General features: G+C 73.1%; 9 protein-coding genes. 8 read left to right on the top strand and 1 reads right to left on the bottom strand.

Annotation, left to right across the window (positions count from 1 at the left end; all coding sequences use genetic code 11):
* From ACJA3G_RS19140 to ACJA3G_RS19160, 5 genes are all read left to right on the top strand, one after another.
* Window positions 1–483: haloacid dehalogenase-like hydrolase (locus ACJA3G_RS19140; RefSeq protein ID WP_406554228.1), on the top strand; the 483-nt coding region annotated here is incomplete at its 5' end.
* A 118-nt stretch (window positions 484–601) separates the two neighbouring features.
* Complete coding sequence (locus ACJA3G_RS19145) at window positions 602–1,444, top strand: nitrilase-related carbon-nitrogen hydrolase (protein ID WP_406554229.1); 843 nt, start codon at window positions 602–604, stop codon at window positions 1,442–1,444.
* The gene (locus ACJA3G_RS19150; RefSeq protein ID WP_406554230.1) at window positions 1,441–2,721 is read left to right on the top strand and encodes an aspartate aminotransferase family protein; all 1,281 of its coding nucleotides are present in this window, start codon (window positions 1,441–1,443) and stop codon (window positions 2,719–2,721) included. The genes ACJA3G_RS19145 and ACJA3G_RS19150 overlap by 4 nt, the downstream gene beginning before the upstream one ends.
* A gap of 103 nt (window positions 2,722–2,824) precedes the next feature.
* Window positions 2,825–4,228, top strand: coding sequence for a dihydropyrimidinase (gene hydA, locus ACJA3G_RS19155; RefSeq protein ID WP_406554231.1), 1,404 nt, complete (start codon window positions 2,825–2,827; stop codon window positions 4,226–4,228).
* Between the two features lie 19 nt (window positions 4,229–4,247).
* The gene (locus tag ACJA3G_RS19160) at window positions 4,248–5,246 is read left to right on the top strand and encodes a TIGR03842 family LLM class F420-dependent oxidoreductase (RefSeq protein ID WP_406554232.1); all 999 of its coding nucleotides are present in this window, start codon (window positions 4,248–4,250) and stop codon (window positions 5,244–5,246) included.
* A 95-nt stretch (window positions 5,247–5,341) separates the two neighbouring features.
* Here the strand turns inward: ACJA3G_RS19160 and ACJA3G_RS19165 are convergent, their stop codons facing one another.
* Complete coding sequence (locus ACJA3G_RS19165) at window positions 5,342–6,397, bottom strand: biotin/lipoate A/B protein ligase family protein (RefSeq protein ID WP_406554233.1); 1,056 nt, start codon at window positions 6,395–6,397, stop codon at window positions 5,342–5,344.
* Window positions 6,398–6,481: 84 nt separating this feature from the next.
* On the opposite strand from ACJA3G_RS19165, the gene ACJA3G_RS19170 reads away from it, so the two are divergent.
* From ACJA3G_RS19170 to ACJA3G_RS19180, 3 genes are all read left to right on the top strand, one after another.
* Window positions 6,482–8,278 carry a gamma-glutamyltransferase family protein gene (locus ACJA3G_RS19170; RefSeq protein ID WP_406554234.1) on the top strand — a complete coding sequence of 599 codons (1,797 nt, stop codon included), beginning with the start codon at window positions 6,482–6,484 and terminating at the stop codon, window positions 8,276–8,278.
* A gap of 133 nt (window positions 8,279–8,411) precedes the next feature.
* The gene (locus tag ACJA3G_RS19175; RefSeq protein ID WP_406554235.1) at window positions 8,412–9,248 is read left to right on the top strand and encodes an inositol monophosphatase family protein; all 837 of its coding nucleotides are present in this window, start codon (window positions 8,412–8,414) and stop codon (window positions 9,246–9,248) included.
* Between the two features lie 135 nt (window positions 9,249–9,383).
* Complete coding sequence (locus ACJA3G_RS19180) at window positions 9,384–10,808, top strand: phytoene desaturase family protein (RefSeq protein WP_406554236.1); 1,425 nt, start codon at window positions 9,384–9,386, stop codon at window positions 10,806–10,808.
* Window positions 10,809–10,844 lie beyond the last annotated feature (36 nt).

Below are 10,844 nucleotides of genomic sequence, written 5' to 3' on the forward strand. Positions count from 1 at the left end.
CGCCCGCCCCGGTCGCGCGCGCCGCGCGCCGCCGCGTTCTTCGACGTCGAGGGCACGCTCCTGGCGCTGCCCGAGCTGCCCCCGGACGGCCCCGGGCCGCCGCTCGGCCGCCTCTGGCACGCGCCGGTCCTCGCCGCCCTGCACGGCCACACCGCCCGGGGCCACCTGGTGGTCCTGGTGACGCCGTCGCCCGCCGGGGCCGTCGCCCCGGTCGCCCGCGAGCTGCGCGCCGACGTGGTGCTCTGCGCCCGGCCGAGGGCCCCGATGTCCGGCCAGGGCAAGGGGTACGCGGCCCGCGCCCTGCTGCGCGAGCACGCCCTGCTCGCCGCCGACTGCTACGCCTACGCCGACGAGGCGGCCGATCTGCCGCTGCTCGCCGAGGTGGGCCACCCGGTGGTCGTCGGCGACGACCCGGTGCTGCTGAGGCACGCACGGCGGGGCAACTGGGGGCGCCTTCCCGCCCCCGTACCGAGGGAAATGTGATCGACTTCGTGGCGTGACGGCGATGGTCTTGCCACGGTGCGTGACGGGCTTTACCGTCTCTCCACACGCAATCTACGCGTGTCGACGCCTGGCTGACGGCTCGTCTAAGGAGCAGCTCATGGCCACTGTTGTCCGCGCCGCACTGGTCCAGGCCAGTTGGACCGGCGATACCGAATCCATGATCGCCAAACATGAGGAACACGCCCGCGAGGCCGCCCGGCGGGGTGCGAAGATCATTGGTTTCCAGGAGGTCTTCAACGCCCCGTACTTCTGCCAGGTGCAGGAAGCCGAGCACTACCGGTGGGCCGAGCCGGTGCCGGACGGGCCGACCGTCCAGCGGATGCGGGAGCTCGCCCGGGAGACCGGGATGGTGATCGTCGTCCCGGTCTTCGAGATCGAGGACTCCGGTTTCTACTACAACACCGCGGCCGTGATCGACGCCGACGGCAGTTACCTCGGCAAATACCGCAAGCACCACATCCCCCAGGTGAAGGGGTTCTGGGAGAAGTACTACTTCAAACCGGGCAACCTGGGATGGCCGGTCTTCGACACCGCCGTGGGCAAGGTCGGCGTCTACATCTGCTACGACCGCCACTTCCCCGAGGGCTGGCGCCAGTTGGGCCTCAACGGCGCCCAGCTGGTCTACAACCCCTCCGCCACCTCGCGCGGACTCTCGGCCCATCTGTGGCAGCTGGAACAGCCCGCCTCGGCGGTCGCCAACGAGTACTTCGTCGCCGCGATCAACCGGGTCGGCCGCGAGGAGTACGGCGACAACGACTTCTACGGCACCAGTTACTTCGTGGACCCGCGCGGCCAGTTCGTCGGCGGCACCGCCAGCGACAAGGAGGAGGAACTCCTCGTCAGGGACCTCGACTTCGGCCTCATCGACGAGGTGCGCCAACAGTGGGCGTTCTACCGCGACCGGCGGCCCGACGCCTACGAAGGGCTGGTGCAGCCGTGAGCTCGCTCTTCGACCGCCACCGCGCGGTGCTGCCCGAGTGGCTCGCGCTCTACTACCGGCACCCGATCGAGCTCACGCACGGTGAGGGCCGGTACGTCTGGGACTCCGAGGGCAACCGCTACCTCGACTTCTTCGGCGGCATCCTCACCACGATGACCGCGCACGCCCTGCCCGAGGTCACCAAGGCCGTCTCCGAACAGGCCGGCCGGATCATCCACTCCTCGACGCTCTACCTCAACCGCCCGATGGTCGAGCTCGCCGAGCGGATCGCCCAGCTCTCCGGCATCCCGGACGCCCGGGTCTTCTTCACCACCTCCGGCACCGAGGCGAACGACACCGCGCTGCTGCTCGCCACCGCCCACCGCGGCTCCAACCAGATCCTGGCGATGCGCAACAGCTACCACGGCCGCTCGTTCAGCGCGGTCGGCATCACCGGCAACCACTCCTGGTCGCCGACGAGCCTGTCACCCCTGCAGACGCTGTACGTGCACGGGGGCGTGCGCACCCGCGGCCCCTACGCGGAGTTGAGTGACCGTCAGTTCATCAACGCCTGCGTCGCCGACCTCGAAGACCTCCTCGGCCACACCCGCGACGTCGCCGCGCTCATCGCCGAGCCCATCCAGGGCGTCGGCGGCTTCACGTCGCCCCCCGACGGGCTGTACGCCGCCTTCCGCCAGGTCCTCGACCGGCACGGCATCCTGTGGATCAGCGACGAGGTGCAGACCGGCTGGGGCCGTACCGGCGAGCACTTCTGGGGCTGGCAGGCACACGCCGAGAACGGCCCGCCGGACATCCTCACCTTCGCCAAGGGCATCGGCAACGGCATGTCGATCGGCGGTGTGGTCGCCAGTGCCCGGATCATGAACTGCCTGGACGCCAACTCCATCTCGACCTTCGGCGGCTCCCCGGTCACCATGGCGGCCGGCCTCGCCAACCTGTCGTACCTGCTCGAACACGACCTCCAGGGCAACGCCCGCCGCGTCGGCGGTCTGCTCATCGAGCGGCTGCGGGCCGTCGCCGCCCAGCTCCCGCTCGTACGCGAGGTGCGCGGCCGGGGGCTGATGGCGGGCATCGAGCTGGTGAAGCCGGGCACCGACGAGGCCCATCCGCAGGCCGCCGCGGCCGTCCTGGAAGCGGCCCGCGAGGGCGGTCTGCTCATCGGCAAGGGCGGCGGCCACAACACGAGCGTGCTCCGTGTCGCCCCACCGCTGTCCCTGACGGTCGCGGAGGCGGAGGAGGGGGCGGCGATCCTGGAACGGGCGCTGAGGAGCGTGTAGCGCGCGCCGGACAGTGCCGCGCCCCGCCACGGCCGCCCCGCAGCCGAACAGCCGCGCCCCCGCAGCGGAGCGCGCCGTACGTGTACGAAAGGGAGCACCACCCATGAGTACCCGCACACTGATCCGCGGCGGACTGGTGATCACCGCCGCCGACGAGATCCACGCCGACGTCCTCATCGAGGACGGCCGCGTCGCCGCCCTGGCCGCGCACGCGTCGGACGCGGCGCTGAGCTGGAGCGCAGAGCGGACGATCGACGCGACGGACAAGTACGTCATCCCGGGCGGCGTCGACGCCCACACCCATATGGAGCTCCCCTTCGGCGGGACCTTCGCCTCCGACACCTTCGAGACCGGGACCCGGGCCGCGGCCTGGGGCGGCACCACCACCATCGTGGACTTCGCCGTGCAGACGCCCGGCCGGGCGCTGCGCGAGGGGCTGGACGCCTGGTACGCCAAGGCCGACGGCCAGTGCGCCGTCGACTACGCCTTCCACATGATCCTCTCCGATGTGAACGAGCACTCGCTCAAGGAGATGGACCTCCTGGTGGAGGAGGGCATCACCTCGTTCAAGCTGTTCATGGCGTACCCCGGCGTCTTCTACAGCGACGACGGCCAGATCCTGCGCGCGATGCAGCGCTCGGCCTCCAACGGCGGGCTGATCATGATGCACGCCGAGAACGGCATCGCCATCGACGTCCTCGTCGAGCAGGCGCTCGCCGCCGGCCGCACCGACCCCCGCTACCACGGGGAGGTGCGGCGCGCCCTGCTGGAGGCCGAGGCCACCCACCGCGCGATCCAGCTCGCCCGGGTCGCGGGGGCGCCGCTCTACGTCGTGCACGTGTCCGCCGAGGAGGCGGTCGCGGAGCTGGCCGCCGCCCGGGACAAGGGACTTCCGGTCTTCGGCGAGACCTGTCCGCAGTACCTCTTCCTCTCCACCGACAACCTGGCCGAGCCCGGCTTCGAGGGCGCCAAGTACGTCTGCTCGACGCCGCTGCGGCCCCGGGAGCACCAGGCCGCGCTCTGGCGGGGGCTGCGCACCAACGACCTCCAGGTGGTCTCCACCGACCACTGCCCGTTCTGCTTCGTGGGGCAGAAGGAGCTCGGCAGGGGCGACTTCTCCAAGATCCCCAACGGGCTGCCGGGCGTGGAGAACCGGATGGACCTGCTGCACCAGGCCGTGCTCGACGGCCACCTCTCGCGGCGGCGCTGGATCGAGATCGCCTGCGCCAGTCCCGCGCGGATGTTCGGGCTCTACCCGAAGAAGGGCACCATCGCGCCGGGCGCCGACGCCGACATCGTCATCTACGACCCGCACGCCGAGCAGACCCTCTCCGCCGAGACCCACCACATGAACGTGGACTACTCGGCGTACGAGGGGCGCCGGATCACCGGCCGCGTCGAGACGGTCCTCTCGCGCGGCGAACTCGTCCTGAACGAACGCCGGTTCACCGGACGGGCCGGACACGGCGTCTACACCCCGCGGGCCACCACCCAGTACCTCGGCTAGTCACCTGGAGCAGCACCACATGGACTTCGGACTCGTCCTGCAGACCGACCCGCCCGCCTCGACCGTCGTCGGCCTGATGCGCCGCGCCGAACGCAACGGCTTCCGCTACGGCTGGACCTTCGACTCGGCGGTGCTCTGGCAGGAGCCGTTCGTCATCTACAGCCGCATCCTGGAACACACCCGGCAGATGCGCGTCGGCCCCATGGTGACCAACCCCGGCACCAGGACCTGGGAGGTCACCGCCTCCACCTTCGCCACCCTCAACGAGATGTACGGCAACCGCACCGTCTGCGGCATCGGGCGCGGCGACTCCGCGATGCGCGTCGCCGGCCGCAGGCCCAACACCCTGGCGCGCCTGGGCGAGGCCATCGACGTCATCCGCGACCTCGCCGAGGGCCGGGAGGCCGAGGTCGACGGACAGCCCCTGAAACTGCCCTGGGTCAGGGACGGCCGGCTGCCCGTCTGGATGGCGGCGTACGGACCGAAGGCGCTGGCGCTGGCCGGCCAGAAGGCCGACGGCTTCATCCTCCAGCTCGCCGACCCCTTCCTGACGGAATGGATGGTCAAGGCGGTCCGCACGGCCGCCGTGGAGGCCGGACGCGACCCCGCCGCCGTGACCATCTGCGTGGCCGCCCCGGCGTACGTCGGCGACGACCTCGCCCACGCGCGCGAGCAGTGCCGCTGGTTCGGCGGCATGGTCGGCAACCACGTGGCGGACCTGGTGGCCCGCTACGGCGAGCACTCCGGCCTGGTGCCGGACGCGCTCACCGACTACATCAAGGCGCGCCAGGGCTACGACTACAGCCACCACGGCCGCACCGACAACCCGGACACGGCCTTCGTCCCCGACGAGATCGTCGACCGCTTCTGCCTCCTCGGCCCGGTGGAGGCGCACATCGAGAAACTGAAGGCGCTGCGGGCCCTGGGCGTCGACCAGTTCGCGCTGTACGCGATGCACGACGCGCGGGAGACGGTCATCGACGCGTACGGGGAGCGGGTGATCCCGGCGCTGAACTGAGGGGCCGGGGCGCCTCGTCCGCCGCGGGGCCCGGGGGCGCCACCGGTCCGTGCGGGGCCGGCGACGGCCGGCCGGGCGGGAAGCGGGAGCCCGCCCTAGGGCACCCGCGCCGTCCACTCCTCGCTGGAGAACTTCGTCCGCGCCAGCTCGCGGGCGCGGGACATCTCCTCGTCCGTCACCCGGCCCTCCGCCAGCCCGTACCGCCCCCGGAACGAGGCGATCATCCGGTCGATGACCGCCGCGCGGGACAGGCCCGTCTGGCGGCGCAGGGGGTCCACGCGCTTCTTCGCGCTCTTGGTGCCCTTGTCCGAGAGCTTCTCGCGGCCGATGCGGAGCACGTCCAGCATCTTGTCGGCGTCGATGTCGTACGCCATTGTCACGTGGTGCAGGACCGCGCCGCCGTCCGCGACCACCCGCTTCTGCGCGGCGCCCGCGATCTTGCCGGCGTCCGTGGCGATGTCGTTCAGGGGCTGGTACCAGGCCTTCACCCCCATGTCGCCGAGCGCGCCCAGGACCCAGTCGTCCAGGTAGGCGTACGAGTCGGCGAAGGAGAGGCCGGAGACCAGGGCGTCGGGGACCGAGAGCGAGTACGTGATCGTGTTGCCCGGCTCGATGAACATCGCCCCGCCGCCGGACACCCGGCGCACCACCGTGATCCCGTGGCGCTCGGCGCCCTCGGGGTCGACCTCGTTGCGCAGGGACTGGAAGCTGCCGATGACGACGGCGGGGGCGCCCCACTCCCACACCCGCAGCGTCGGCGGGCGGCGGCCCGCCGCGACCTCGGCCGTGATCACCTCGTCCAGCGCCATGTGCAGGGCGGGGGACTGGGGGCCGTCGTGGATCAGCTGCCAGTCGTAGTCCGTCCAGTCCGTCGCGTGCGCCAGCGCGCGGCGGACCGCGACGCCGACCCCCTCCGACGTCAGGCCGTACATCGTCGTGCCCGGGGGCAGCGCCGCGTCGATACGGGCCGCGAGCCCCGCCGCGTCCGTGTCGGCCGGGGCGCCCTCCAGCGCGCTGTTGATCGCCCCGATCGCCTCGTCCGGCTCCAGGAAGAAGTCGCCCGCGACCCGCACGCCGCGCAGGACCCCGTCCTCCACGTCCAGGTCCACCACCACGAGCTTGCCGCCGGGGACCTTGTACTCACCGTGCACCGCTGCTCCTCCATCCGTTCCGAGCGGGATCAACGTTACGGGCGGGGTCTGACATTCCGGCACGGGCCCGTCTAGCCTGCGAGGGTGTTCACCACCCGGCCCACCCTCCAGGGCACCTTCGGCATGGTGTCCTCCACCCACTGGCTCGCCTCGCAGTGCGCGATGGCCGTCCTGGAGGACGGCGGGAACGCCTTCGACGCCGCCGTGGCCGCGGGTTTCGTCCTGCATGTCGTCGAGCCGCACCTGAACGGGCCCGCGGGTGAGGTACCGATCCTGCTCGCACCGGCCGGAAGCCCGGTACGGGTGCTCTGCGGCCAGGGGACCGCGCCCGCCGGGGCAACCGCCGCCCACTACCGCGCACTCGGCCTGGACCTGGTGCCCGGCACCGGGCCGCTGGCCGCCGCCGTGCCCGGGGCCTTCGACGCCTGGATGCTCCTGCTGCGCGACCACGGCAGCAAACCGCTCGCCGACGTACTGAAGTACGCCATCGGATACGCGGAGGACGGCCATCCGCCCGTGGAGCGGGTCGGGCAGGCCGTGGAGAGCGTGCGCGCGCTCTTCGAGCGCGAGTGGCCCTCCTCGGCCCGGGTGTATCTGCCGGGCGGCCGTTCCCCGCGCCCCGGCAGGCTGCTGCGCAACCCGGCCCTGGCGCGCACCTGGCGGCGCCTCCTCGCGGAATCCGCCCCCACGCGCGCGTCCGTTACGGGGGACGGCCGGGTGCGGCAGATAGAGGCCGCCCGGCGGATCTGGCGCGAGGGGTTCGTCGCCCGCGCGCTGGTCGCGCAGGCCGGCCGCCCCACCCTGGACACCAGCGGCGAACGGCACACCGCCGCGCTCACGGAGGCCGACCTCGCCGGGTGGTCCGCCACGTACGAGGACCCGGTGACGTACGACTGGAACGGCTGGACCCTGTGCAAGCCGGGCGGCTGGAGCCAGGGACCGGCCTTCCTCCAGCAACTGGCGCTGCTGCCGGGGGAATTGCCGCCGTACGGCTCCGCCGAGTACGTCCACCTCCTCGTCGAGGGGTGCAAGCTCGCCATGGCCGACCGGGAGGCCTGGTACGGGGACGCCGCCGAGGTGCCGACGGCCGAACTGCTCTCGGACGACTACAACGCGGCGCGGCGCGCGCTCGTCGGCGCGACCGCCTCGTACGAGCTGCGGCCCGGCAGCCCCGGCGGACGCCCGCCCCGGATCGCCCGCGAGGCACTGCGCGCGCGTGGCTGCCGGACCCACGCGGCGGGCGCCGGAGAGCCGACCGTGGGCCCGGACGGCGCCACCCGGGGCGACACCTGCCATCTGGACGTGGTCGACCGCTGGGGGAACATGGTCGCCGCCACCCCCAGCGGCGGCTGGCTCCAGTCCAACCCGGTCGTCCCCGAACTCGGCTTCCCGCTCGGCACCCGGCTGCAGATGGCCTGGCTGGAGGAGGGGCTGCCCAACACCCTGACGCCGGGCCGCCGCCCGCGCACGACGCTGTCGCCCACCCTGGCGCTGCGCGACGGCGTACCGGTGCTGGCGTTCGGCACACCCGGCGGGGACCAGCAGGACCAGTGGCAGCCGCACTTCTTCCTCGCGCTCGCCCTCGGCGCGCGCGAGCGCGGCGGCCTCGGCCTCCAGAGCGCGATCGACGCGCCGAACTGGCACAACGAGTCCTTCCCGAGCTCGTTCCACCCCCGGGTGACCCGGCACGGCAGCGTCACGGTCGAGGCACGGTTCCCGGCGGACGTGGTGGCGGGGCTGCGGAGGCGCGGGCACCGGGTCACGGTCGGCGGCGCCTGGTCGGAGGGGCGGCTGTGCGCGGTCGCCCGCGACCCGGAGACCGGCGTCCTGTCCGCAGCCGCCAATCCGCGCGGGATGCAGGGGTACGCGGTGGGGCGCTGACCCGGCGCCGGCCGGGTGCCGGTCGGGCGTCGACCTGGCCGGGGACCGGCGGCGCCCGGGGACGTCACCTCGATGACGCCCAGGTCAGGGGCCGTGTTCGCCGGTTGTCAGTGGGGCGTGTTTTGCTGGACGCATGATCGAAGGGTTGCTCGCAGAGTTTCTGGAAAACCGCACGTCCGACGTCGAAGAGGCGGTCCGCAAGGCGGCGGCCGTCGAGATCATGCCGCGCTTCCGCCAGCTCGCCGCGCACGAGATCCTGGAGAAGAACGGCCCGCACGACCTGGTGACGGTCGCCGACCGGCGCGCCGAGGAGTTCCTGACCGAGGCCCTGCCCGCGCTGCTGCCGGGATCGGTCGTCGTCGGTGAGGAGGCCGTCGCGGCCGACCCGTCGTCGTACGACGCGCTGGGCGGCGACGCGCCGGTGTGGATCGTCGACCCCGTCGACGGGACCCGCCAGTTCGTGCGCGGCGAGGAGGGTTTCTGCACCCTGGTGGCGCTCGCGCACCGGGGCGAGGTGCTGGCGTCGTGGACGTACGGGGCGGCGCTCGACGTCATGGCGGTCGCGGTCCGCGGCCGGGGCGCCACCGTCAACGGCGAGGCGATACGGTCCGGGGCGCCCGCGCCCGGCGCGGTGATCGAGATCGCCACCTCCCACCCGGACTACACGACGCAGGACCAGAAGTGCGCGCTGCTCGGCCTACGCACCGAAGGCGTCCGCCCGCGCCCCTGCGGCTCGGCCGGGCTCGAATACCTGGCGGTCGCGCGCGGCGAGCTGGACGCCATCGCGTTCTCCTGGGAGCTCGCCTGGGACCACGCGGCGGGCCTGCTCCTGGTGGCCGAGGCGGGCGGCACCCACACCACCGTGACCGGGCAGCCGTACCGGATAACCGGGGGCAACGCGCTGCCGTTCACGGCCGCCCGGGACGCGGCGACGGCCGAGCGGGTGCGGAGGCTGCTGGCGGGGGAGTGAGCGGGCGGCAGGCCCTGACGGACACCGCCATCGCTCGGCCGCCGCCCCGGCCGCGACGGCACCCACCCCGGACCGGATCGCCGGCGGTCCGGAATATGCTGGGTGTCCTGGCCACAAGGGCGTGAGGAGTCCAAGGTGCCGTCGATGCTCGATGCCGTCGTCGTGGGGGCGGGGCCCAATGGACTGACCGCCGCCGTCGAACTGGCCCGGCGCGGCCTGTCCGTTGAGGTCTTCGAGGCCAAGGACACCATCGGGGGCGGCGCCAGGACCGAGGAGCTCACCCTCCCCGGCTTCCGCCACGACCCGTGCTCCGCCGTGCATCCGCTGGGCATCGGCTCCCCGGCCTTCCGCGACATGCCGCTCGACCGGTACGGACTGGAGTGGCTGCACCCCGAACTGCCCATGGCACACCCCTTCGACGACGGCACCGCGGCCGTGCTCGCCCGCTCGGTCTCGGAGACCGCCGCGTCGTTCGGGCCGCGCGACGCGGGCGCCTACCGCAGACTCGTGGCGCCGTACCTCGGAAAGTGGGACGTCCTGGTCCGCGACTTCATGTCGCTGCCGCTGACCGCCCTGCCCCGCGACCCGATCGGCCTCGCCCGCTTCGGCCTCGACGGTCTCCCGCCGTACACCTGGACGATGCGCCGCTTCCGGGACGACCGGGCGCGCGCGCTGCTGGCCGGGCTGGTCGGCCATGTCATCGCGCCGCTGAATGGGCTCGCGACCTCCGCGGTCGGCCTGGTCTTCGCCCTCGCCGCGCACGAGAACGGCTGGCCGCTGCCGCGCGGCGGCTCGCAGTCGATCTCGGACGCGCTCGCGGCGTACCTGCGCGACCTCGGCGGCTCGGTGCACACCGGCTTCGAGGTGAAGCGCCTCGACGACCTGCCGCCCGCGCGCGCGTACGTCTTCGACACCTCGCCCACCGCGCTCGCCCGGATCGCGGGGCTGGGGCGGGCGTACGAGGGGTACCGGTACGGCGCCGGGGTGTTCAAGATCGATTACGCGCTGGACGGACCCGTGCCGTGGACCGCGGCGGAGCCGCGCCGGGCCGGGACCGTGCAGATCGGACCGTCCAGCCGGGAGATCGGCGCCGCGCTGAGCGAGGCGTCCGGGGGCACCGCGCCCCGGACGCCGTTCCTCATCACCGCCCAGCCGAGTCTCGTCGACCCGTCGCGGGCGCCGGAGGGCAAGCACGTGTTCTGGGCGTACGGGCATGTGCCGAACGGGTGGGACGGCGACCTCACGGACGCCGTGGAGCGGCAGATCGAGCGGTTCGCGCCGGGCTTCCGCGACCGGGTACTGGCCCGGGCCACGGCGGGGCCGCCGCAGCTCGCCGCGCACAACGCGAACTATGTGGGCGGGGACATCGCGTGCGGGGCGGCGCGCGGGCTGCAACTGCTGCTGCGGCCGACGCTGTCGCTGTTCCCGTACACGACGCGGCATCCGTCGGTGTTCCTGTGCTCCTCCGCGACGCCGCCGGGGCCGGGAGTCCACGGGATGTCCGGGCACAACGCGGCGAAGGCGGTGTGGCGGGCGCTGCGGAAGGCGGACGGGAAATGACGGGTGAGGCGGCGGGTGACGGGATGGGTGACGGGG

Origin of the sequence: Streptomyces sp. YS-3 (genome assembly GCF_045257485.1) — a bacterium.
GTDB lineage: Bacteria > Actinomycetota > Actinomycetes > Streptomycetales > Streptomycetaceae > Streptomyces.

What these genes read in the sequence shown, in the direction of transcription:
- ACJA3G_RS19145 (WP_406554229.1), top strand. Translation starts at nt 602, where the DNA reads ATGGCCACTGTTGTCCGCGCCGCACTGGTCCAGGCCAGTTGGACCGGC.
- hydA (WP_406554231.1), top strand. Translation starts at nt 2,825, where the DNA reads ATGAGTACCCGCACACTGATCCGCGGCGGACTGGTGATCACCGCCGCC.
- ACJA3G_RS19160 (WP_406554232.1), top strand. Translation starts at nt 4,248, where the DNA reads ATGGACTTCGGACTCGTCCTGCAGACCGACCCGCCCGCCTCGACCGTC.
- ACJA3G_RS19175 (WP_406554235.1), top strand. Translation starts at nt 8,412, where the DNA reads ATGATCGAAGGGTTGCTCGCAGAGTTTCTGGAAAACCGCACGTCCGAC.